The 19,783-nt window shown below is 62.4% G+C and carries 22 protein-coding genes, 1 tRNA gene and 1 pseudogene; 7 read left to right on the top strand and 17 right to left on the bottom strand.

Annotated elements, in window-relative coordinates:
- Nucleotides 1–91: 91 nt before the first annotated feature.
- The 3 genes from AC1RUK_RS13680 to AC1RUK_RS13690 form a co-directional block, all read right to left on the bottom strand.
- Entirely contained in the window at nucleotides 92–718 is a 627-nt protein-coding gene (locus AC1RUK_RS13680; protein WP_481840306.1) for an HNH endonuclease family protein, read from the bottom strand.
- Nucleotides 693–1,142 (bottom strand): hypothetical protein, encoded by a 450-nt coding sequence (locus AC1RUK_RS13685; protein WP_481835195.1) that lies wholly within the window; start codon nucleotides 1,140–1,142, stop codon nucleotides 693–695. Before AC1RUK_RS13685 ends, AC1RUK_RS13680 begins: the two co-directional genes overlap by 26 nt.
- A 278-nt stretch (nucleotides 1,143–1,420) precedes the next feature.
- On the bottom strand, nucleotides 1,421–2,311 hold the full coding sequence (locus AC1RUK_RS13690) for a DUF1194 domain-containing protein (RefSeq protein WP_481840278.1): 891 nt from the start codon (nucleotides 2,309–2,311) through the stop codon (nucleotides 1,421–1,423).
- 118 nt (nucleotides 2,312–2,429) lie between these two features.
- Here AC1RUK_RS13690 and AC1RUK_RS13695 point away from each other — a divergent pair, with 118 nt between their 5' ends.
- The gene (locus AC1RUK_RS13695; protein ID WP_481835193.1) at nucleotides 2,430–3,527 is read left to right on the top strand and encodes a helix-turn-helix transcriptional regulator; all 1,098 of its coding nucleotides are present in this window, start codon (nucleotides 2,430–2,432) and stop codon (nucleotides 3,525–3,527) included.
- 43 nt (nucleotides 3,528–3,570) lie between these two features.
- Here the strand turns inward: AC1RUK_RS13695 and AC1RUK_RS13700 are convergent, their stop codons facing one another.
- The gene (locus AC1RUK_RS13700; RefSeq protein ID WP_481835192.1) at nucleotides 3,571–4,068 is read right to left on the bottom strand and encodes a GNAT family N-acetyltransferase; all 498 of its coding nucleotides are present in this window, start codon (nucleotides 4,066–4,068) and stop codon (nucleotides 3,571–3,573) included.
- Nucleotides 4,069–4,454: 386 nt separating this feature from the next.
- On the opposite strand from AC1RUK_RS13700, the gene AC1RUK_RS13705 reads away from it, so the two are divergent.
- Nucleotides 4,455–4,531, top strand: a tRNA-Pro gene (locus AC1RUK_RS13705).
- Between the two features lie 720 nt (nucleotides 4,532–5,251).
- On the opposite strand, the gene AC1RUK_RS13710 is transcribed toward AC1RUK_RS13705, so the two are convergent.
- The gene (locus AC1RUK_RS13710) at nucleotides 5,252–5,515 is read right to left on the bottom strand and encodes a helix-turn-helix domain-containing protein (RefSeq protein ID WP_481835191.1); all 264 of its coding nucleotides are present in this window, start codon (nucleotides 5,513–5,515) and stop codon (nucleotides 5,252–5,254) included.
- Between the two features lie 307 nt (nucleotides 5,516–5,822).
- Between AC1RUK_RS13710 and AC1RUK_RS13715 the strand changes: the two genes are divergently transcribed.
- The 4 genes from AC1RUK_RS13715 to AC1RUK_RS13730 all read left to right on the top strand — a co-directional run bounded on the left by AC1RUK_RS13715 (nucleotide 5,823) and on the right by AC1RUK_RS13730 (nucleotide 7,664).
- Entirely contained in the window at nucleotides 5,823–6,431 is a 609-nt protein-coding gene (locus tag AC1RUK_RS13715) for a hypothetical protein (protein ID WP_481835190.1), read from the top strand.
- A 171-nt stretch (nucleotides 6,432–6,602) separates the two neighbouring features.
- Complete coding sequence (locus tag AC1RUK_RS13720) at nucleotides 6,603–6,788, top strand: hypothetical protein (protein WP_481835189.1); 186 nt, start codon at nucleotides 6,603–6,605, stop codon at nucleotides 6,786–6,788.
- Nucleotides 6,789–6,828: 40 nt separating this feature from the next.
- Nucleotides 6,829–7,266, top strand: coding sequence for a hypothetical protein (locus AC1RUK_RS13725; RefSeq protein WP_481835188.1), 438 nt, complete (start codon nucleotides 6,829–6,831; stop codon nucleotides 7,264–7,266).
- Nucleotides 7,267–7,388: 122 nt separating this feature from the next.
- Nucleotides 7,389–7,664, top strand: a complete 276-nt coding sequence (locus AC1RUK_RS13730; protein WP_436174577.1) for a hypothetical protein — start codon at nucleotides 7,389–7,391, stop codon at nucleotides 7,662–7,664.
- 70 nt (nucleotides 7,665–7,734) lie between these two features.
- On the opposite strand, the gene AC1RUK_RS13735 is transcribed toward AC1RUK_RS13730, so the two are convergent.
- The 7 genes from AC1RUK_RS13735 to AC1RUK_RS13765 form a co-directional block, all read right to left on the bottom strand.
- The gene (locus AC1RUK_RS13735; RefSeq protein ID WP_481835187.1) at nucleotides 7,735–8,037 is read right to left on the bottom strand and encodes a hypothetical protein; all 303 of its coding nucleotides are present in this window, start codon (nucleotides 8,035–8,037) and stop codon (nucleotides 7,735–7,737) included.
- Nucleotides 8,038–8,229: 192 nt separating this feature from the next.
- Nucleotides 8,230–8,772, bottom strand: a complete 543-nt coding sequence (locus AC1RUK_RS13740) for a MerR family transcriptional regulator (RefSeq protein ID WP_120015907.1) — start codon at nucleotides 8,770–8,772, stop codon at nucleotides 8,230–8,232.
- 196 nt (nucleotides 8,773–8,968) lie between these two features.
- Nucleotides 8,969–9,292: an integration host factor subunit alpha gene (locus tag AC1RUK_RS13745; protein ID WP_006201891.1), complete on the bottom strand. Its 324-nt coding sequence runs from the start codon at nucleotides 9,290–9,292 to the stop codon at nucleotides 8,969–8,971.
- A gap of 102 nt (nucleotides 9,293–9,394) precedes the next feature.
- Nucleotides 9,395–10,366, bottom strand: a complete 972-nt coding sequence (locus tag AC1RUK_RS13750; RefSeq protein WP_120015906.1) for a beta-ketoacyl-ACP synthase III — start codon at nucleotides 10,364–10,366, stop codon at nucleotides 9,395–9,397.
- A gap of 9 nt (nucleotides 10,367–10,375) precedes the next feature.
- The gene (gene plsX, locus AC1RUK_RS13755; RefSeq protein WP_436174573.1) at nucleotides 10,376–11,446 is read right to left on the bottom strand and encodes a phosphate acyltransferase PlsX; all 1,071 of its coding nucleotides are present in this window, start codon (nucleotides 11,444–11,446) and stop codon (nucleotides 10,376–10,378) included.
- A gap of 133 nt (nucleotides 11,447–11,579) precedes the next feature.
- Entirely contained in the window at nucleotides 11,580–12,128 is a 549-nt protein-coding gene (locus AC1RUK_RS13760; protein WP_481835186.1) for a YceD family protein, read from the bottom strand.
- Between the two features lie 11 nt (nucleotides 12,129–12,139).
- Nucleotides 12,140–12,682: a ubiquinol-cytochrome C chaperone family protein gene (locus AC1RUK_RS13765; protein WP_481835185.1), complete on the bottom strand. Its 543-nt coding sequence runs from the start codon at nucleotides 12,680–12,682 to the stop codon at nucleotides 12,140–12,142.
- Nucleotides 12,683–12,797: 115 nt separating this feature from the next.
- Between AC1RUK_RS13765 and AC1RUK_RS13770 the strand changes: the two genes are divergently transcribed.
- Nucleotides 12,798–13,313 (top strand): outer membrane protein assembly factor BamE, encoded by a 516-nt coding sequence (locus tag AC1RUK_RS13770; protein WP_481840279.1) that lies wholly within the window; start codon nucleotides 12,798–12,800, stop codon nucleotides 13,311–13,313.
- A 176-nt stretch (nucleotides 13,314–13,489) separates the two neighbouring features.
- Here AC1RUK_RS13770 and AC1RUK_RS13775 read toward each other — a convergent pair whose 3' ends face one another.
- The 5 genes and pseudogenes from AC1RUK_RS13775 to osmF all read right to left on the bottom strand — a co-directional run bounded on the left by AC1RUK_RS13775 (nucleotide 13,490) and on the right by osmF (nucleotide 19,698).
- The gene (locus AC1RUK_RS13775; protein WP_481835184.1) at nucleotides 13,490–15,631 is read right to left on the bottom strand and encodes a sodium-translocating pyrophosphatase; all 2,142 of its coding nucleotides are present in this window, start codon (nucleotides 15,629–15,631) and stop codon (nucleotides 13,490–13,492) included.
- Between the two features lie 270 nt (nucleotides 15,632–15,901).
- Nucleotides 15,902–16,651: an ABC transporter permease gene (locus tag AC1RUK_RS13780; RefSeq protein WP_481835183.1), complete on the bottom strand. Its 750-nt coding sequence runs from the start codon at nucleotides 16,649–16,651 to the stop codon at nucleotides 15,902–15,904.
- Nucleotides 16,648–17,586, bottom strand: a complete 939-nt coding sequence (locus AC1RUK_RS13785; protein ID WP_481835182.1) for an ABC transporter ATP-binding protein — start codon at nucleotides 17,584–17,586, stop codon at nucleotides 16,648–16,650. Before AC1RUK_RS13785 ends, AC1RUK_RS13780 begins: the two co-directional genes overlap by 4 nt.
- On the bottom strand, nucleotides 17,583–18,758 hold the full coding sequence (locus AC1RUK_RS13790) for an ABC transporter permease (RefSeq protein ID WP_481835181.1): 1,176 nt from the start codon (nucleotides 18,756–18,758) through the stop codon (nucleotides 17,583–17,585). The genes AC1RUK_RS13785 and AC1RUK_RS13790 overlap by 4 nt, the downstream gene beginning before the upstream one ends.
- Nucleotides 18,759–18,785: 27 nt before the next feature.
- Nucleotides 18,786–19,698: pseudogene (gene osmF / locus AC1RUK_RS13795) on the bottom strand (glycine betaine ABC transporter substrate-binding protein OsmF).
- Between the last annotated feature and the right edge of the window lie 85 nt (nucleotides 19,699–19,783).

A 19,783-nucleotide genomic window follows, 5' to 3' on the forward strand; every position in this document is an offset into this window, starting at 1 on the left:
ATGTCGATGACCCCGTGTGGGACGCCAAGTGACGTCCTCGAAGTTTACTTCGGTCTTCAGAATTATGGGGCCGCTCCGGGCCATCTCATCGTCATCCGATTCCGCCTCTGCAGATTTCCGCGATTGGAGGCGTCCCTCGAGAATTTGAAGCGTCTGGTTGTTTGCAGGAAGTTCGATGTCCTCGAACAACAGAGTTGCTTCCCCTCCATTGATAGGGCCATACCAGGAGTGCCGTTTCGAACAGCGCATTTGCTCGTTCGAGCATCTGTGCTTCGCTCCAGACATCCGGCCATTGATCAAGCAGCTTCGCATTCATCTGCAATTTCGAGTGAGCCTTGAGAGCGACCGACTTGCAGTTTGCCTTGCCGCCGGCATGCGACTTCCAGGCAGAGTTGGAGAGCGACGGGTTTAGCGAACCGCTGACCAGCGTGAGGTTGCCGATGCCATGAAGCGCGCGATCCCTGTTGACCCTTCCGGTCTCATCGCCTTCGAACGGCCAATGGTCCCGCCATTTCTGCGGCATGATATGCTCGATGGTGAGCCTGGAGAAATCGAAGCCCACGACGGGTTCGCCTAAAGCTCCGGGTGTCTGGTAGTGCTCCTCCAGGGCCTGCAGGATCATCAGAACACGTGCGCGGCGGAAATTGCCATAGAAGGCTTGGCTAACCCATTCAGACTTGAAGCGCTTATCCTCAGGCCAGAACAGTGTGCCGTTGATCGGTCAGATATTTGGAGATCGCAGGTGCGACCGGCACTCCGGCACCTAGCGCATGGATGACGTCGATAAGCTCGATTGCAAGAGTTCCATAGCCCCTCGTCTGGGCGCCACAAACCATCCGTCGAACGAGGTAGCTCTCAAGGATTTCCGCCACCGAGTCTTTATCAGCGTCGCTCGCTCGCTCACGGTCCATAACTGCCATCAACACTGGCTGGAATACCGACATATCCAGGGCTGGGACGCGGTCGAGCGGCAGCTTGCTGTTACCGGCCTTGATGTTCGTGAGCATATTATGCTGGGCGAATCCGGCCTCGCTCGAGATGAGCGACTGCGTCTTGCGTGGCTTCAGCTCGAGAATGCGTCTTTCGATGAATTTCGCCAGTCTTGTGTCAGAGTAAGGCTTAGTCGTTGTGTGTTTAACCATCGGTCTTCTCTATACATCTCACAGCATGAACGCGCTGCTCGATGAGAGTTATAGCGATCGACTTGTGGATTATTTCGCGGTTGGCACGGCGTAACGCTTTACTGTGACGTTCGCCAGCACGTTTTTCTGCGTGACTCGACGATGTCACGCAAAAGCTGAGCTTGAGATCTCAGCCTTAGAGTTAGAGGCCAGGACCTCACTGATCTAGAGGGTGTCAAGACCGCTTCTGAACGTGGACCTTCCGCTATCGGACTATGCGAGGTCCGCCCGACGCAGCACTATCGTCCAGGGGCTGATCCGATCATGACGCAATCGACGACAGCTCGTGAGCGGATCTGATAGGCCGCAGGCTGCACATCGGCTGGCAGACCGGCTATTTCAGTCACGAGCTTCTTCCGGATTGCCTTTGCAAACTCGGCTTTGTCGTCGACCCTGATGATGAAAGCGTCGGAACCGCCGATAACGCAGCTCTCATAATACAGTTCGACAAAGCGCGGACCAAAGCTGTCGAGCGTGTCGGCCGCGTGCAGCGAGATCGCCAGTCCGTTGATGGTCACGCCGGCGGCAATGAGTGCGTCGCGCACCGGTTGAAGCGGCAGACCCGCATTGTTGGGACCGTCGCCAGAAACATCAATTACCCGGCGGTCGCTTCCCGGCCCTTCGGCCAGTAGCTTGCCCGCCGCCAAGAGCGCCCCTGAGATTGAGGTGCCGCGTCCTCTGGCGATCGGCTGAGCCCGCAGCACCTCGCCGAAGGCGGCCGAATCTTCGGGCCCATCGAGAACAGTCCATGGTATCAGCACGCTCTGGTGATTTGGGCCTGCCCACTCGACATAGGCTACGGCAATTCTGCCACGCCGGCCGGATTCGATGGACTGCAAGACCGCCGGATCATGCAGTGCGTTGACATATCCTTCCCGCTGCAAGCGTTGTTCCGCCTCGCTCATTGAAGACGATACATCGACACAAAGAACCAGTTCGAGATCCACCGACGAAACCTGCTCCGCCGCGGCCGACAGCGAAGTTGTCAGGCTCATCGCCAGAGCCAATAGCCCGCCTCGTGCCCGTCCGAGTTCTTTTCGCGCAGCGACGCGTGGAATGAAGGACATCATCTCGGCGCGTCCATCCGGTTGGTCGAACGAGAAGATGCTGCCGACGGCTTTGTTCTGCATCACCCGTATGGGTGAACCGAGCACCGCTTTTGCTGGTAGTGTGAGCCCGCGCGCTGTCTCTCCGAGGCACAACGTGCTATGAATCTTACCTTCCCGACCACGGAGTTGGTCGATGCCTATGGGACGAACTGAGCGGGCCATCGAGGCCTGTTACGATGCGGTCCTGGCGCCAGCCGAGTGGCCTCGCGCCTTGCAATTACTTGCAGAATCGTTAGGCGCCGAAAGCTGCACCTTCTTCTCAGACGATGAAGAGGTGCCGCCCAAGATGCCCATCTCTACCGAACACGCCGAATTCCACGAATTGTGGCTGCGCAAAGAATGTGATGCTCCGGATCCGCACGTCAGAAGAGCGCCCGCATTCCGCCGGGCAGGCCATACGACGCTCATCGAAGATCAGATCTCTACGGAAGAGGAGCGCAGGAGGCTGCCCTATTACCAGGAGATTGCGCGTCCCGGAGACCGGGATTGGTATGCGTCAACGCCCTTCATGGTCGATGAACATCGCTGGAGCCTGCCGCTTTATCGTGGCGCGCGTCGTGGCAGGTTCTTTCCCGAGGAGACCCGCTGCTTCTCGGCAGTTGGCCCGCACCTTGGCAGGATCGTAAGGCTCGCCAAACGGTTCGCAGGGTTCCAGCAGGCCTCGGAACTGTCGTCTCTTGATCGAGCAAGTTGCGCGGCCATTCTGCTCGACGTAGAGGGCCGCGCGAGGCACCTGAACTTTTCGGCACAGAAGCTGATTGGTGAGGAGTTCTACCTTGTGAGAGGTCGCCCGGCGACCAATGACCCCTGCAGCAATGACCGGCTGCGGCGCCTGCTCTCCGGTGGTCTGCGCAGTCGGCGGGACGGAGCGCCTCCGGCCGCACCGGTAGTCATCAGCCGTGGCGAAAGGCCCTGGCTTCTGGCGGAGGTGATGCCGCTGAGCGCAATCGGCAGTGATCTGTTCACGGCTGGTTGTGCCGTCCTCCTGCTGACCGACCTGAGGTCTCTGGTGCGCCCGGATGCACTGCGCTTGCGCGTCGCATTTGGCTTGACGGCAGCCGAGGCCAGGCTGGCCGCGCGCCTCGCGTCGGGCGATGGCATCAATGCCGCGGCAATTGCACTCGGCATCAGCCGCGAAACCGCGCGCACCCAGCTCAGAGCGGTGTTCGCCAAGACCAACACACACCGCCAGGCGGAGCTCGCCACGCTCGTCACCCGCCTTCGGCCGAACGCATGACGTGGGCTTCTGGCGAATTGGTGCCTTCGGGCAGACCTAGGCCTCAACCAACATAGGAAAGGACCACGAACTGTGTGCCGTTGTGGTCAAACTTAGCGACTTCACGCATGCCCATCCTGGCGTGCGCCCGCAGTGAGGCCGCGTTGTCCCACCGGATAAACAGAACGCCTTCGCGCCCTGGTAGCTGCGCCCGGAGTGAAGCAAACATGGCGTTTGCCACACCTTGGCCGCGCTCAATCTCGTCCACGCATATCGGGCCATAGATACAAGCGTCGGATGCGCCGCGATAAGCTTCGAGCATCGCTTGCACGACAGCGACCTCCGTGAATGCAGCGACCGGCGCCGATACCAAATAACCCACCAGCCGGCCAGCGCGCCTAGCCACGACGACGGGCATTGCCGCCATGGCCGTCTCGAACCACCCGCGAGAGAGGCACGCCGACAGAGTCCCGCCTCTCTTGGGCAGATTGCGTTCCTGAAGATCGAGAACGGCGTCAAGGTCATGCTCAGTCGCCAAGGCAATCTCGTAGGGTTCTTCCATAAAGGTCTTCTCTATTGAAATTGGAAAGCCATGGGCTCGTGTAGAATTATCACGGCAGTTGCCTGCTGCGAATTCGTCCGAGCATCCATTAGTCGTGAATGACTCCGCGCTCACTGGATCAGGCTCGTCGCTGACCGCCTGCGGCGGCGCTATAGTCGTCAAGCATGCCGCAGTTGTGCAGGATTCTTAGCGATCGCTAAGGGGGACGATGAGTTCCATGCCCCCGTTGCAGCGCATGGAACATACAGCGAACGTCCGGTGTGCTTTTCGGTGTGCTTTTTGGTCACGAAAGGGACACCAGGACACTGTTTGTTCCGATTCCACCGATTTTGTTCCGGCAAGGCTCTTGCGCTACACCCCTTGAGAATATAGGGCTTTGCGCGGTCCGGAGTGTAGCGCAGCCCGGTAGCGCACTTGACTGGGGGTCAAGGGGTCGTCGGTTCGAATCCGGCCACTCCGACCATTTTTCCTTGAAATCCCCGGCTTTTATCGAAGGCGCCCTGCGGCGCCTTTATTGTTTTCGGAACGAAGGCGCTCAATTCGCTGTAATCACAGGTGCTGCGAACTGGTGATGTTGGGACGAGACGCCGGCCGATGGAACCAAGCCAATCGCGTCCGAGCCCTGATTTTCCACTTCGGCACAAGTCGCCAGTGAGCCCTGCTCAGGGGCGAATAGGGATCCCGCGAGCTTCCTCTCCGATCGAAATGCACCGCGAGTGCCTGGTCTACGGCGCACAAAACGGCGTATCGTTCAATCTGTTCGTCGGATAGCTCGCAGTCGGGGACCTTGTCTCGCACCGACTGAACTGCGGAATAGGTTGAAACGATGCGTCCGGGAGCAGCGCAGTCGATATATCGCTCCACCGCGTCGATGACGTCGTCGGGAACAAGAAAGTTGAATTGGCGCGAACTGGCTGTGGTGGGAATTACGATCCGCTTTAGCATTTCGCCTTCTGAAAGCCCCGGGCGACGCTGCGCCATGACGGATGCATCAGCAAGCGCTAAAGGACGGCGCGGAGCGTTATGCACCGAATTCTGAGCCGCGTGCGATCTTTGGCGAATCTTGTTCGGATACGCGCATGGGGCGGCGGCTATTCGCAATCGCCAGCAACCCCGCCTGTTTGGGACTGAAAAGCCCGCCAGGGCAAACCATGGCGGGCTCGTTGGGCGGACCCAGGGTCGGCTATTGCATGGACTGATTTTCCGCCGTTGGCATGTCCATCAAAGCGCCTTCCGGCACCTGAAGCGCCAAGGCTATTCGTCTGAGCTTCGACGGATCAGCATCCTTGCCGTTTTCGATGTCGGCAATCTCATGGACCGAGAGACCGCATGTCAGGGACAGCTCTTCGACGCTGTATCCCCTGGTTTCGCGGACGGCCTTGAGGGCGCTGTAGCCGGATGTGGCAATCAATTCGGACGGAACTTCGCGTGTTGCAGTAGCGGGCATTGGCAACTCCGTGGGCTGAAAGGTCTGATCAAATGATGGGTTGCCTGAGACGAGCGGGAGAATGCCCGCTCGCGGGCGATTTGCCAAGCGCCAAAACAGGCGTCACGGCAACGTGAATTGCCGCCGGGGAACGGCCTGCCGGAGCGAAAACCGTGCAAATGCGCCATCTCACCCGTGGCGAACTCCAATCAAGTTCTTTTGAAGAATCGAACGCCGAGTTGATTGACGTTTTCGCGCCCGCGTTCGTTACGCAGATGTTGCTGGCACAGACAGGTCGGGCCGGCCATTTTCCAGAAGGATCGAATCCATGAACTTGAAGACATTCGCGATCGTGCTCGGCACGATTCCAGGTCTTGCCGGCGCGGCGGAGGCCCAGGCGGCAGACACGATTCGCCTGCGCGGCACGGTCGTCGACCTTGCAGGATCGACGCTGACGGTGAAAGACCATTCGGGCAAGACAGATGCGATAGCGCTAGCCGAAGGGTGGAAAATCTCCGGCGTCGCCAAGGCATCGGCCACCGAGATCAAGCAGGGCGATTTCCTCGGCATCGCGTCCGTCTCGAAGGCCGATGGCGGCAGTGGGGCGCTGGAGGTCGTGATCTTCCCGGCTGCGCTGAAAGGCACCGGAGAAGGCGACCGGCCATGGGACCTGCAGCCCAACAGCCGGATGACCAACGGCACAGTCGCCGACGTGACCGACATAGATGGCCGTACGGTGACGCTGACCTATGACAATGGCCAGAAGAAGCAGATCGCGATCCCGCAGTCGACGCCGATCGTGACCTACGCCACCGCCACGCCGGCGGACCTGACGTCCGGCGCGGCGGTATTCGTCACCGCCGAGCGCGGCAGCGACGGCACGCTCACCTCCCGAAGGGTCGTCGTCGGCAACCATGGCGTCGTTCCGCCGATGTGAGGCGGCGCTCGCACGGGACGACAGGGCTTCAGACACAATCCGGAAACAAAATTCTACAGTCGGGAAAAATTGTCGAAAAAATCCAGGACGATAGTCCCGATCGCGGCGCTCGAGTCACCGATTTGGTCCGGTGATCTCCAGAATGCGGCCCGCACAAAAGGAAACAACGTCATGAAGAAGTCCCTTCTCTCCGCGCTTGGGCTGGCATTAGCCCTCGCTGTCTCGATGCCGCTCCTCGGCGCGACCAGCGCTGATGCTGCTCCGGTGGTTCACAAGCATCACCGCCATCATCATCGCAAGCATCATCACCACCATCATCACCACCACCACAAGAAGGTGGAGGCGAAGAAGGCCTAAGCATACCAGCTTACCCCGACAGGAAGGCCGGCTTTGGTGTTTGACCAAGGGCGGTTTTCCTGACGGGGCCTTGCCCTCACGGGATGAAGGACGAACCCAAATTCCTGGGTTTGATGAGGACCAGCGCCGATATCCGGCAAGACACCGCTTCGTCCTTGGTCCCTACCGGCTGCGGCGCACGCTTCGTCATCCGGCCCTTGTCGCCCGCTTCGCCATACGGCTCGGCTATCTGCCCAATCCCCGCCGCGCCCCAAGCTACAACGAGCGTATGCTCCGGCGAAAAATCGTCGACCATAATCCATTGTTCGTGACGCTGATCGACAAGCTCGCGGCCAAGGCCCGCAGCGTCTGTCCGAACTGCCGGTTTCCGAAACGCTGTGGGCTGGCGCGTGATCCTGCCGAGATCCGCCTCAACTGCCGCCGTCGACGTCGTGGTGCGGATCGACGATCGCTGGCGCCGCGCGGCAAAAAAATCTGAACCGAGGCATGAACCTTTCCTCTCTGGGCCGCACTAAACCGGCATGGACGCCAAGAAGGCGGTCCCCAAACCAGAAGGACGCCATGACGGCGATCCTCGATCAAAGAGAAGGAAATGCTCAAATGACCAACTTCACCAATTTCAAGCGCATCTCGCTCGCCGCTGTCATCGCCGTCTCGGCCTTCGGCTCGGTTTCGGTTCCGAGCTCGGCTTTCGCAGGCACGCACCCCACCGGCGACGGCGGCGCGGTCTGCAAGGGCTCCGGCTCCTGTCTGGTGCTGCAGATCGACTGCAAGGGCACCTACACCGACGCCACCGACAAGAACGGCACCGTTTACGGCAAGTGCAGCCAGGTCATGAAGATCGACCCGAAGACCCGGCTCAAGCTCGCCAACTGATCGCCTGTCGTCGAAGAAAATGGCGGCCGTCCGCGAGACGGCCGCCATTTTCTTGTCTGCAACTTCGGGTTTAGCGTCTACTGAGAACCAAGCTGGCGATGAGCCCGATGACAACCAGCCCCACCGCGGCCGCGGTCGCCGGATGGTTGCGCGCCGTCCTTTCGATCGCCCTGCCCTTGTTCCTGATCGCGGGCAGCGCTTCGGTGAGGCGCCCGGCAAGCTCCGAATAGTAGTTGGAAGCAGCGTCGCGACCGTCCTCGTAATAGGCGCCACCCTGTCTGGCCACGGCTTTCCTCAAGGCGGCCAGTTCCCTGGAGAGCGCCGCCACCTGCTTGTCGAGGTCAAGATCGGAGAGGGTCGAAAGCGATGCCATGAGTGTCTGTCCTTCCTTCTTCAGAGAAGGCCAAACGCATGGCCGCAGAACCGGTTCCGGTCTGCCGGCGGCCCTCGGCAGCGGACGAAGGGTCAGAGCAGCTCAGCAATTGATAGAATTGCTGAGCTGCTCTGACCCTTTGCCTTTGCGCAATTCCGGACGGAAAACCGTTCGCACTTTTCTGGAATTGCGCTAGCGCACCTGGTCGAGCAGGCGTTTGCATTCCAGAAGGTCGAACAGCGCCTCCTGCAGCAAGGCGCGGTTGTCGCGCGACAGTTTCGACGAGCCCGGCTGCACCGGTCCCTCGTCGTCGCTCTTGCCCATGCCGAAAAAGCGGCGGCTCGGCTTCACCTTGGGCTGGCCGACCAGCATCTCATCGTCCGCGCCGCGCGGCTGGGCCGCCGGCGTCAACGGCACCTGATCTGCCTGACGGCGCTGCGCGATCGCCTCGACCGCTGCCATGTCGCCATTGCCGATGGCGACCAGGAAATGGTTGCCGTTCTCGCGCAGCAGCTTCTGCACGCCCTTGATCGTATAGCCCTGGTCGTAGAGCATGTGGCGGATGCCCTTGATCAGTTCGACATCCTGCGGCCGGTAGTAGCGGCGGCCACCGCCACGCTTCATCGGCTTGATCTGGTTGAAACGCGTTTCCCAGAAGCGCAGCACATGCTGCGGCAGATCGAGATCCTCTGCGACCTCGCTGATGGTACGGAATGCGTCGGGGCTCTTGTCCATGGCGAAATCCTCCACGCTGGACGGCGATTGGGCCTGTTGTGCCGAATCGGGTATTATTTCAGCGGTTTATGAAACAACATTCAAGCCCGGCGTCAAAATCGGCCGCCGTTTTCAACCGAAGCTTTCTATAGCCTTGTTTTTACGCAATTCCGAACGGAAAACCGCTTCACACTTTTCCTGGAATTGCTGTAGCCGGCTATTTGCCGCCCTTGGCCTTGCTGTTCTGGTGCGAGCGCAGGATACGGCTCTTCAGCACGTTCGACGACTTGAAGGTCATCACTCGGCGCGGCAGGATCGGCACTTCCTCGCCTGTCTTGGGATTGCGGCCGATGCGCTCGTTCTTGGAACGAACATGGAATGTGGCGAAGGACGACAGCTTCACCGTCTCGCCGCGCACGATGGCTTCGCAGATCTCATCCAGGACCGCTTCGACGAGTTCGGCCGATTCAGTTCTCGACAAGCCAACCTTGCGGTAAACAGCTTCGGCAAGGTCGGCGCGCGTCAGTGTCTTTCCCCCCATGCGACCGTCCCATCAGCTCAAAAACATAAATCGATACAAGCAGCGGCAGAGCCTAAGTAATTGATCCGGCAAGGTCAAGGACCGAACCCGTACGTTCGGCACTTACCAGCGAACCAAAACCGCGCCCCAGGTGAAGCCCCCACCCATCGCCTCGAGCAGCACCAGGTCACCCTTCTTGATGCGGCCGTCGGCGACGGCCACCGAGAGCGCCAGCGGCACGGAGGCAGCCGAGGTGTTACCGTGCAAATCGACTGTAACCACTACCTTTTGCTCGGCAATCCCAAGCTTCTTGGCGGAAGCGTCAATAATCCGTTTATTGGCCTGATGCGGCACGAACCAGTCGAGATCGTCGGCGGTGATGCCGGCCTGCGCGAAGGTCGCCTCGATGACATCGGTGATCATGCCGACGGCGTGCTTGAACACTTCGCGGCCTTCCATCCTGAGATGGCCGACCGTCCCGGTGGTCGAGGGTCCGCCATCGACAAAAAGCTTGTCCTTGTGGACGCCGTCGGAACGCAGGCTGGCCGCAAGCACGCCGCGGTCGGCGACCCCGCCGGCCCCCTCGCCCGCTTCCAGCACCAGCGCGCCGGCGCCGTCACCGAACAGGACACAGGTCGAGCGGTCGCTCCAGTCGAGGATGCGCGAGAAGGTCTCCGAACCGATCACCAGGACGCGCTTTGCCAGGCCGCCGCGGATGTAGAGGTCGGCGGTCGCCACCGCATAGACGAAACCGGAGCACACGGCCTGCATGTCGAAGGCAAAGCCGTGATGCATGCCGAGCCGGTTCTGGATCTCGACGGCGGTCGCCGGAAAGGTGTTGTTGGGCGTCGAGGTGGCCAGCACGATGAGGTCGATGTCGGCGGGCGTCAGCCCGGCGCTGTCGAGGGCTGCGCGCGCCGCCGCCTCGCCAAGCGACGCCGTCGTCTCGTCGTCGGCCGCGACATGGCGCTGCCGGATCCCGGTGCGCTGGACGATCCACTCATCGGAGGTCTCGACCATGCCTTCGAAATCGGCATTCTTCATGATGCGGCGGGGCAGCGCGGCGCCCGAGCCGCGCACGACTGATCTGATCAAAGCTCTTTCCTATTCCTTTGCGTCGACGACGACGTCGGATTTCCTGTTTGCCTGGGCATGCGGATTGCGCGCATGGAACAGATCGAGATCGGCCTCGATGCGGTCAAGCAGATTGTTGCGCACCATGTCGTAACCGAGCTCGATCGCCGCCGCAAAGCCGTCCGAATCGGCCCCGCCATGGCTTTTCACCACGATGCCGTTGAGGCCCAGGAAAACGCCACCATTGGAACGGCCGACATCCATCTTTTCGCGCAGCCGGTCGAAGGCGCCCTTGGCGAAGACATAGCCGATCCTGGCCATCAGCGTGCGGCTCATGGCGGCGCGCAGATAGCCACCGATCTGCCTGGCGGTGCCTTCCGCCGTCTTGAGTGCAATGTTGCCGGCAAAGCCCTCGGTGACGACCACGTCGACCGTGCCCTTGCCGATGTCGTCGCCCTCGACGAAGCCGCGATAATTCATCGAGGCCATGTTGGCCTCGCGCAGCATGCGGCCGGCCTCCTTGACCTCTTCCTGGCCCTTGATCTCCTCGACGCCGACATTGAGCAGGCCGACGGTCGGCCGTTCGATGCCGAAAACCGAGCGCGCCATGCCGGTGCCCAGAATGGCGAAATCGATGAGCTGGTGCGCATCGGCGCCGATGGTGGCGCCGACGTCCAGCACCACGCTTTCGCCGCGCGTATTCGGCCAAAGAGCAGCGATCGCCGGGCGATCGATGGTCGCCATCGTGCGCAGGCAGAATTTCGACATCGCCATCAGCGCGCCGGTGTTGCCGGCCGAGATGCAGGCCTGCGCGGTACCTGATTTGACCGCCTCGACCGCCTTCCACATCGACGACTTCCAGCGACCGTGGCGCAGCGCCTGGCTCGGCTTGTCGTCCATCCTGACCGCGATCTCGCAATGGACGAACTCGCTGATCTCGGCCAGCTTGGGGAACTTGGCAAGCTCGGGGCGAACTGCTTCCTCACGTCCATAAATGACGAAGCGGATGTCGGGTCGGCGGATGGCGACGGTCATGAGCGCCGGGATGACCACGCTCGGTCCGTGATCGCCGCCCATGGCATCGATGGAAATCCTGATCACGCGGTATTCATCTCACGGTTTGCCTGGCCTGCGACTGAGGGCTTGCCAAGGTACGGGGGGGCTCGCGAAGGTTCGGCGAAAATAGCGGTTTTGGGCTGCCGCACAACCGGGTTTTCCAATATCTCGTCCGCTTTCAGGATTTTCCAAGCAGGGACCGCAGCTTTTGCTGGAATTCGCTTTCAGCGGGCTCGGTATCGCCGGCGGCCTCCACCGATGCCCCGGCCTTGCGCGGATAAGGATCGATCGCCAGGCCGAAAAACTGCTCGGCAAGTGCTCCGACGTCGATCGTGTCGCCGGAAAAGGTCTCCGGACTATCAGGCCCGTCGGCATCCAGCACGATCTCGCCCCCGCCTTCGAAACCCTGCCTCCCGAGCTTGGACTGCTCCGGCAGGAAAAGCGCTTCGAACGGCTCGTCGATATGCGCCGGAACCGGGTCGAGGGTGACGATGCAGGCCTGGGTGATGTCGGCCTCGACGCGGCCGCTGACCTTGACGCCGTGCCGCTTCCACGGCGTCACCAGAAGTTCGGCGCGGTAGCGTTCGACCGAAAGCAGTTCGTGCTCAGTGGCGAGCGCAGCGCGCTGCCGGTCGTCGGCGTCGATCACCACAGGCAACCCCTTATGTGGCAGGCGGGCGACGTTGGCCACGAAGGACACCGGGCCTTGGGGATCGGCATGTTTCATCTTCCCCTCCTTCAAGCTGCCCTGGCCATGGGAAACGCCACCGTACCGGAAGCGATCGATTCGGCCGGCTGCGCGGCGAGTTGCCGTGAGGCATCGGCGACATAGGCTGCAAGCAGCGGCGCCTGCGGCCAGGCGCCGGCGTCGGGCCTGACATTGCGGGCAAGAGCGCTGGCCAGCGCCTCGCGGTCGTCGCGCTCCAGCGCATCGTCATAGGCGGCGGTGCGGCCGTAGAACATTTTTGCCAGCTTCTTCATGCGCTTGGGCACGCCGACATCGCCTATGCCCAGTTCCCTCAGCGAATGCTCGACATCCAGGAAGAACTCGTCGATCAGCACCTGCGCGAGCTCCGTCGCGGCACCGCTCTCGCCGCGCAACCGGTGCTGGAACAGGAACATGTGCAGCGACAGCATCTCGAAACGGCCGAGCGGCGTGTCCGGCACATTCCAGTCGGAATAAAATATCGTTTGCCGCGCCGCTGCCACGATTTGTGCGTAGAGCGCCTCGGTAATGGCGCGGTTGGCGTGGCGTTCGCGGCCAAAAAGGCGCTGGAACATTGAGGGTGGTCTCCCGGGGACCGTTTGTTTGAATTGGCCTTGTTGCATCGGCAGGCAAGCTGGTTTACCGGTTTTGCCGCCCAGCGCAAGTTGCGGCCAGCTAATGGAGTTGTTGTTGCGCGCGCTGAAATTCAAGTCGTCTTTTTTGCCCCGGCCCGCCGGCATGGTCTCGCTGCTGGTGGCGGCTGCAGCGCTTTCCGCCTGCAATACGTCCAAGATGGTCGGTGACCTCAACCCCAGCGAGACGCTGACGCAAGGCTATGTGATCGACCAGCAGGCGATCAACTCGGTGCCGGTCGGCTCCAGCCGCGAACAGGTGCTGCTGGCGCTCGGCACACCGTCGACGACGGCCACCTTCGACAACGAGGCCTTCTACTACATCTCGCAGACGCGCAAGCGTTACGTCGCCTTCGACAAGCCGCGTCTGGTCGACCAGAAAGTTCTGGCGGTGTATTTCGGCGCTGACGGGCGTGTCACCCAGATCGCCAACTACGGCTTGAAAGACGGCAGGATGTTCGACTTCATCTCGCGCACCACGCCGACTGGCGGCAAGGACCAGAACTTCCTCAGCCAGATCATCAAAGGCGCCAGCAAGCTGTCGCCCGGCATTCCCGGCGGCGGCACGCCCTGAGGCGTCCCGCATTCCCTTTCTTGCTTCTTCCGTGAAGCAGTAACCATCTCAGGCAACCAAGAGCCCGCGGGAGCAATCCTGCGGGCTCTTGTTTTGACGGGGCATCTGATCGTCGCAAGAAAAAGCCCGCGGGATCGCTCCCGCGGGTTTCGTCTTGAAAGCTCTTGCCCGATCGCTCAGCCGTGCGCGAGCACGGCCAGCAGCAGCAAGGCGACGATGTTGGTGATCTTGATCGCCGGGTTGACCGCCGGACCGGCGGTGTCCTTGTAGGGATCGCCGACCGTGTCGCCGGTGACCGAGGCCTTGTGCGCCTCGGAGCCCTTCAGATGCTTGACGCCGTCCTTGTCGGTAAAGCCGTCCTCAAACGATTTTTTCGCGTTGTCCCAGGCGCCACCGCCGGAGGTCATCGAGATGGCGACGAACAGGCCGTTGACGATGACGCCCAGCAGCGAGGCGCCGAGCGCGGCAAAGGCCGACGCCTTCGAGCCCGAGATCAGCAGCACGCCGAAATAGACGACGAGCGGCGCCAGCACCGGCAGCAGCGACGGGATGATCATTTCCCGGATCGCCGCCTTGGTCAGCAGGTCGACCGCGCGCGCATAGTTCGGCTTCGAGGTGCCGGCCATGATGCCCGGGTCCTCGCGGAACTGCTTGCGCACCTCCTCGACGATGGCGCCCGCCGCGCGGCCGACGGCCGTCATGGCGATGCCGCCGAACAGATATGGAATCAGGCCGCCGAAGATCAGGCCGGCGACGACGTAAGGGTTGGAGAGGTCGAAGGAGATCTCGCCCATGCCCTGGAAGTAAGGGTATTTGTCGCCATTCGCGGCAAAGAACTTCAGGTCGTTCGAATAGGCCGCAAACAGAACCAGCGCGCCGAGGCCGGCCGAACCGATGGCGTAGCCCTTGGTCACCGCCTTGGTGGTGTTGCCGACCGCGTCGAGCGCGTCGGTGGAGTGACGCACTTCCTTGGGCAGTCCGGCCATTTCGGCAATGCCGCCGGCATTGTCGGTAACCGGGCCGAAGGCGTCGAGCGCAACGATCATGCCGGCGAGGCCGAGCATGGTGGTGACCGCGATCGCGGTGCCGAACAGGCCGGCGAGCTGGTAGGTCGAGATGATGCCGCCGACGATGACGATCGCCGGAAGTGCTGTCGATTCCAGCGACACCGCAAGGCCCTGGATGACGTTGGTGCCGTGGCCGGTCACCGAAGCCTGGGCGATGGAGTTGACCGGGCGCTTGTTGGTGCCGGTGTAGTATTCGGTGATCACCACGATGAGGCCGGTCACCACAAGGCCGATCAGGCCGCAGATGAACAGGTTCTTGCCGGTGATAGCCATGCCGGCAACGGTGCCGATCTCGCCCCAGCCGAGGGTTGCCGAAGTGGCGACGCCGAGGCCGACGATGGACAGCAGACCGGTGACGATCAGGCCCTTGTAAAGAGCGCCCATGATCGAGCCATTGGAGCCGAGCTTGACGAAGAAGGTGCCGACGATCGAAGTCAGGATGCAGGCGCCACAGATGGCCAGCGGATAGAGCATGGCGGCGCCGAGAACGGGAGTGCCGCCGAAGAAGATGGCGGCGAGAACCATGGTGGCGACGACGGTGACCGCATAAGTCTCGAACAGGTCGGCGGCCATGCCGGCGCAGTCGCCGACATTGTCGCCAACATTGTCGGCGATGGTGGCCGGGTTGCGCGGATCGTCCTCGGGGATACCGGCTTCGACCTTGCCGACGAGATCGCCGCCAACATCGGCGCCCTTGGTGAAGATGCCGCCGCCGAGACGGGCGAAGATCGAGATCAGCGAGGCGCCAAAGCCGAGCGAGACCAGCGAGTCGATGACGATGCGGTCATTGGGCTGAAGGCCCATGAAATGGGTCAGGATGAGATAGTAGATCGAGACGCCGAGCAGCGCCAGGCCCGCCACCAGCATGCCGGTGATGGCGCCCGACTTGAAGGCGATGTCGAGACCGGCTGCGAGGCTGTTCGACGCCGCCTGCGCGGTGCGCACATTGGCGCGCACCGAGACGTGCATGCCGATGAAGCCGGCGGCGCCCGAGAGCACGGCACCGATCAGGAAGCCGATCGCGGCGGTGATCGAAAGCAGCCACCAGGCAAGCAAAAGCACGACGATGCCGACGGCGGCGATGGTGGTGTACTGGCGCGCCAGATAGGCCTGCGCGCCTTCGCGGATGGCCGCGGAGATTTCCTGCATGCGTGCATTGCCCTGATCGGACGCGAGGACCGATCGGGTCGCCCAGATTGCGTAAAGGACTGAAAGCAGGCCGCAGGCGATGACGGCGGAAATGATGGTCATTGCCGAATTTTCCTCGATTGATGGCCCAAAAGAACCCCTCCCTGGGCCGTTGAGACGGGGAGCGGCATTCCGCCAGGCGGATTCCGTCCCTTCGCAGCGGTGTATGCGAAACAGGGCTCGGAACGTCAAGATATTGTTCGGTTTTTGCCCGGCTTTCGGCCAAAAGGCGCAGACGACAGTGCACCCGCCGGCGCCGCCGTCCTTTTAGATCGATTGAAATGACGTAGCGGAATTGAAGTTGAACGGAGATTGCTGACTTGGCAGGCCGTGCTACTCCGTTTCCTGCCCCATGCGACGCGCCGTGTAGCGCTCGATGGCCGAGAGCCCGTCATAGATCAGCACCGCAAGGGCCGCGACGATCAGGCCGCCCTGCAGGACGAAGGCGAGGTTGTTCGACAAGAGGCCGGCGATGATCACCTCGCCCAGCGTCTTGGCGGCAACGGTCGAACCGATGGTGGCGGTGGCGAGGCTGATGACCACCGACAGCCTTATGCCGCCGAGGATGATCGGGGCACTGAGCGGCAGTTCGACCTTGGTGAGCCTTTGCCAGCCGGTCATGCCGGCGCCACGCGCCGCCTCCATCACATTGGCAGGCAGCGTCGTGAGGCCGGTCAGCGCGTTCTCGAAGATCGGCAAGAGGCCATAGAGAAACAATGCGATCAGCGTTGGCTTCTCGCCGAAGCCGACGGCGGGCACCGCCAGCGCCAGCACCGCCACGGGCGGAAAGGTCTGGCCGATATTGACCAGGCTGCGCGACAGCGGCAGGAACTCGGCGCCGGCCGGCCGGGTGACAAGGATGGCGAGCGCCACCGCGACCAGGGTGGCCGCCACAGTGGCGATCAGCACGGTCCTCAGATGCAGCAAGGTCAGCGTCAGCAGGCTGCCCTGATTGTAGATCGCCGGCGCGCCGTTCTCGGTCAGCGGCTGCAAGAGCGGCTGGAACCAGCCGGGATTGGTGACGAAGGCGACGAGCAGCACCACCAGCAAAAGCCTGAGCAGCGAGGGCAGCCAGGCTTTCATAGCGGCCTCGCCGCGCGCTTGACCAAGCCGTCCACAGTGACGCGGCCGAGCGGCTTGCCGTCTTCGCCTTTCACCGGCAGCGCCGGGCGGCCGGACCAGAGCAGCTCAGCCAGCGCGTCGCGCTGGCTGGCATCGCCGGGGATCGCCTCGCCTTCGGCAGTCCCCTCCTCCACCGCCTCGCTGACGCGACCGAGCGACAGCAGCCGGAACGGTTTTTCGCTGGCGCCAACCAGGGTCTCGACGAAGGCGTTGGCCGGCTTCGCCAGGATCTCAGCGGGCTTTGCGTATTGCACCAGCTTGCCGGCATCCATGACGGCGATCTTGTCGCCCATATGCACGGCCTCTTCCATGTCATGGGTGACGAGGATGATGGTGGTGCCGAAGCGTCTTTGGATCGCCAGCAGATCCTCCTGCGCCTTGTTGCGGATGATCGGGTCAAGCGCGCCGAACGGCTCGTCCATCAGCAATACGTTGGGCTCGGCGGCGAGCGCGCGGGCAACGCCGACGCGCTGCTGTTGGCCGCCGGAGAGTTCGTGCGGATAGCGCGGCCCATAGGCCTCGGGATCAAGCTGGTAGAGCGTCATCAGTTCATCGACGCGCGCCTTGATGCGGGCCTTGCCCCAGCCGAGCAGCACCGGCACGGTGGCGATGTTCTGCGCCACGGTGCGGTGCGGAAACAGGCCGTGACCCTGAATGGCATAGCCGATGCTGCGGCGCAGCTCGTAGCCCGGCAGCGAACGGTTGTCGGCGCCGTCGAGCCTGATCACGCCCGCCGTCGGCTCGACCAGCCGGTTGATCATGCGCAACAGCGTCGTCTTGCCGGATCCGGAGGTGCCGACGATGACGCAAAGAGTGCGCGGCTCGACAACCATCGACACATCGTCGACGACAGTCGTTTCGTCATAGCGCTTGGTAATGCCTTCAATCTCGATCATGCCGTTTCAACCCTGCGCTTGGTGGCGGTCATTTCGATGACTGCATCGAGGATGATGGCCGCGGCAAAGGCCAATGCCACCGTTGGCACGGCGCCAAGCAGCACCAGATCCATCGCCGTCTGGCCGACGCCCTGGAAGACGAACACGCCAAAACCGCCGCCGCCGATCAGCGCGGCGATGGTGGCAAGGCCGATGTTCTGCACCAGCACGATGCGGATGCCGGTAAGGATGACCGGAAAGGCCAGCGGAAACTCGACGCCGAACAGGCGCTGGCGGTCGGTCATGCCCATGCCGCGCGCGGCATCGTTGGCGGCGCGCGGCACGCCGGCGAGGCCGACCACGGTGTTGGCTACTACCGGCAGCAGCGAATAGAGGAACAGCGCGACGAAGGCCGGTGCTGTGCCGATGCCGCGAATGCCGAGTTCGGCCGCGCCCGGCACATGGGCCGCGACCCAGCCGAGCGGCGCGATCAGCAGGCCGAACAACGCGATCGAGGGGATGGTCTGGATGATGTTGAGCACATTGAGCACGCCGGCCCGCAATTTTTCGACACGATGGCAGAGAATGCCGAGCGGCAGGCCGACGATCACCGCGGCGGCCAGCGAACCCAACGCCAGCGTAATGTGCTTGGAACCTTCGGCCCAAAAACTGTCGGCTCGGTTGGCATATTCCTTGAGGATCGACAGGTTGTCCCATTGCCCTGACATCAGCAGCAGGCCGATGGCCAGCGCCGCGACGATCAGCACGCCGATGCGCGCCCAGGGCGACAGGTTCAGCCGTGTCAGCACGTCGGCCAGCAGAAGCGTGAAGGCAAAGATCAGTAGCCAGAAACCGGAGGCCGGTGAGATGCGAGCGAAGGTGTTGCCCACCGGGGTGAGAAAGGTGCCAGCGACGCCGATCAGGATGGCAAGTGCCGCAAGCGCAATAACGCCGGCGGCGAGGCGCAGGACGAGCGGGGTTTTCAGCAGCGCGATGAGCGCGGCGACGACGACGATTGCCAACAGCCGCGGCCCGACCATTGCCGGCAGCGCTTCCAGAATCGAGCGCGCTTCGCCCGGCACGATGCGGTTGGCGCGGAAGGTGGCGAACGGAGCAAGGAATGCCGCATAGGCGGCGATCGCAGCGATGACCACGCCGAGCTTGTCGAACCGGATGCGCACGCCTTCTCCCATCAGCCGATGCGGCGCGCCGCAATCGTCCTACTTGAGGAAGCCGTTCTTCTTCAAAAAGTCCTCGGCGACGCCTTTGACCGGCTCGCCGCCGACCTGGACGCGGCCGTTCAGTTCCTGCAGCGTGACCAAATCGAGCTTGGCGAAGACCGGCTTCAACAACGTCTCGATCTCGGGATGCTCCTTCAGCACCGCTTCGCGGATGATCGGCGCAGGCTGGTAGACCGGCTGCACGCCCTTGTCGTCGTCGAGCACGACCAGGCCGGAGGGCGCGATGCCGCCATCGGTGCCGTAGACCATGGCGGCGTTGGCGCCGTTGGTCTGGTTGGTCGCCGCGGCAATCGTCGCGGCGGTGTCGCCGCCGGACAACGTGATCAGCGAGTTCGGGTTTCAGCGTGAAGCCGTAGGTGGTCTGGAAGGCCGGCAGGGCCGCCGCCGAATTGACGAACTCGGCCGAAGCCGCGAGCACCACCTGGCCGCCGCCGGTGACGTATTTGCCGAAGTCAGAGAGCGTGGCGAGCTTGTTCTCGTCTGCGACTTCCTTGCGCAGCGCGATCGCCCAGGTGTTGTTGGCCGGCGACGGCGACAGCCAGACGATCTTGTTGGCGTCGTAGTCGAGCTTCTTGGCGGTCTCGTAAGCCTTGGCGGCGTCCCTCCACACCGGGTCGTCGGCCTTCTCGAAGAAGAATGCGGCGTTGCCGGTGTATTCCGGATAGATGTCGATCTCGCCGGCGGTGATCGCCTTGCGCACCACGGGCGTCCCGCCGAGCTGGATGCGGTCGGTGGTCTTGATGTTGTTGGCGTTCAGCACCAGTTGGATGATGTTGCCGAGCACGCCGCCCTCGGTGTCGATCTTCGAGGAGACGACCACCTGGGCATTTACCGAGGCCGCGGAAATACCGAGCGCAAGCGCGGCGCCGGCCAGGAGCTTGATTGAAAACATGTTGGGAATCCCTTGCTGTGAACCGGATTGCGGTTGCCGCATATGAGCATGGCTTCAACGCCCCGTCGGGGCACACGGTTTCATA

Source organism: Mesorhizobium monacense, from assembly GCF_056781675.1.

What these genes read in the sequence shown, in the direction of transcription:
- AC1RUK_RS13735 (WP_481835187.1), bottom strand. Translation starts at nt 8,037, where the DNA reads ATGGCATCGCTTTCGACCCTCTCCGATCTTGACCTCGACAAGCAGGTG.
- AC1RUK_RS13730 (WP_436174577.1), top strand. Translation starts at nt 7,389, where the DNA reads ATGACCAACTTCACCAATTTCAAGCGCATCTCGCTCGCCGCTGTCATC.
- AC1RUK_RS13785 (WP_481835182.1), bottom strand. Translation starts at nt 17,586, where the DNA reads ATGATCGAGATTGAAGGCATTACCAAGCGCTATGACGAAACGACTGTC.
- AC1RUK_RS13710 (WP_481835191.1), bottom strand. Translation starts at nt 5,515, where the DNA reads ATGCCCGCTACTGCAACACGCGAAGTTCCGTCCGAATTGATTGCCACA.
- AC1RUK_RS13740 (WP_120015907.1), bottom strand. Translation starts at nt 8,772, where the DNA reads ATGGACAAGAGCCCCGACGCATTCCGTACCATCAGCGAGGTCGCAGAG.
- AC1RUK_RS13690 (WP_481840278.1), bottom strand. Translation starts at nt 2,311, where the DNA reads ATGCAGAACAAAGCCGTCGGCAGCATCTTCTCGTTCGACCAACCGGAT.
- AC1RUK_RS13695 (WP_481835193.1), top strand. Translation starts at nt 2,430, where the DNA reads ATGGGACGAACTGAGCGGGCCATCGAGGCCTGTTACGATGCGGTCCTG.
- AC1RUK_RS13760 (WP_481835186.1), bottom strand. Translation starts at nt 12,128, where the DNA reads ATGAAACATGCCGATCCCCAAGGCCCGGTGTCCTTCGTGGCCAACGTC.
- AC1RUK_RS13720 (WP_481835189.1), top strand. Translation starts at nt 6,603, where the DNA reads ATGAAGAAGTCCCTTCTCTCCGCGCTTGGGCTGGCATTAGCCCTCGCT.
- AC1RUK_RS13765 (WP_481835185.1), bottom strand. Translation starts at nt 12,682, where the DNA reads ATGTTCCAGCGCCTTTTTGGCCGCGAACGCCACGCCAACCGCGCCATT.
- AC1RUK_RS13700 (WP_481835192.1), bottom strand. Translation starts at nt 4,068, where the DNA reads ATGGAAGAACCCTACGAGATTGCCTTGGCGACTGAGCATGACCTTGAC.
- AC1RUK_RS13715 (WP_481835190.1), top strand. Translation starts at nt 5,823, where the DNA reads ATGAACTTGAAGACATTCGCGATCGTGCTCGGCACGATTCCAGGTCTT.
- AC1RUK_RS13780 (WP_481835183.1), bottom strand. Translation starts at nt 16,651, where the DNA reads ATGAAAGCCTGGCTGCCCTCGCTGCTCAGGCTTTTGCTGGTGGTGCTG.
- AC1RUK_RS13775 (WP_481835184.1), bottom strand. Translation starts at nt 15,631, where the DNA reads ATGACCATCATTTCCGCCGTCATCGCCTGCGGCCTGCTTTCAGTCCTT.
- AC1RUK_RS13685 (WP_481835195.1), bottom strand. Translation starts at nt 1,142, where the DNA reads ATGGTTAAACACACAACGACTAAGCCTTACTCTGACACAAGACTGGCG.
- AC1RUK_RS13790 (WP_481835181.1), bottom strand. Translation starts at nt 18,758, where the DNA reads ATGGGAGAAGGCGTGCGCATCCGGTTCGACAAGCTCGGCGTGGTCATC.
- AC1RUK_RS13745 (WP_006201891.1), bottom strand. Translation starts at nt 9,292, where the DNA reads ATGGGGGGAAAGACACTGACGCGCGCCGACCTTGCCGAAGCTGTTTAC.